General features: G+C 68.3%; 1 protein-coding gene. It reads right to left on the reverse strand.

The window, feature by feature from the left end; genetic code table 11:
* On the reverse strand, nucleotides 1-840 hold an 840-nt coding region (locus BIV24_RS31050), incomplete at both ends, for a HAMP domain-containing protein (RefSeq protein ID WP_245767027.1).

Here is an 840-nt window from a genome sequence, read left to right on the forward strand (position 1 = left end):
GTGCCCACCTCGCGGGCCACCCGCGTCACCTCGGAGGAGAAGGAGGAGAGCTGGTCCACCATGGTGTTGACGGTGTTCTTCAACTCCAGCATCTCACCGGCGACATGAACCGTGACCTTCCGGGACAGATCACCCTTCGCGACCGCCGTCGTCACCAGCGCGATGTCCCGTACCTGTGCGGTCAGCCGGTACGCCATCGTGTTGACCGAGTCGGTGAGGTCCTTCCACGAACCGGACATACCGCGCACTCGGGCCTGCCCGCCCAGCTTGCCCTCGGTGCCCACCTCGCTGGCCACCCGCGTGACCTCGTCGGTGAAGGTCGACAACTGGTCGACCAGGTTGTTGACGGTGCGCCCGACCTTCAGGAACTCCCCGCGCAGCGGATGCCCCGTCCCCTGCGGCCTCTGTGTCCGCAGTTCCATGCGCGGCGACAGGTCACCCTCGGCCACCGCGGACAGCACTCGGCTGACCTCGGAGACGGGGCGTACGAGATCGTCGACGAGCGCGTTGGAAGCGTCGATGGCGGTAGCCCAGGAGCCTTCGCAGGCCCCGGTCTCCAGCCGCTCGGCGAGCTTCCCCTCACGCCCCACCATGCGCCGTACCCGCGCCAGTTCGCCGGTGAGATGCAGATTCCGTTCGGCCACCTCGTTGAAGACGGCGGCGATCTCCGACATCACCCCGTCACCGGGGACCGTCAGCCGCTTGCGGAAGTTGCCGTCCCGCATCGACACGAGCGCCGCCAGCAGCCGGTTCAGGGCCGCGGTGTCCACCGCGGTGGTTCCCTTGCGTGGTGTGCGCCGGTTGCCCAGGGACTGTCCGCCTTTCGCGCGCGTCTTCGTG

Origin of the sequence: Streptomyces colonosanans (assembly GCF_001866645.1) — a bacterium.
In the GTDB taxonomy this organism is placed as follows: domain Bacteria; phylum Actinomycetota; class Actinomycetes; order Streptomycetales; family Streptomycetaceae; genus Streptomyces; species Streptomyces colonosanans.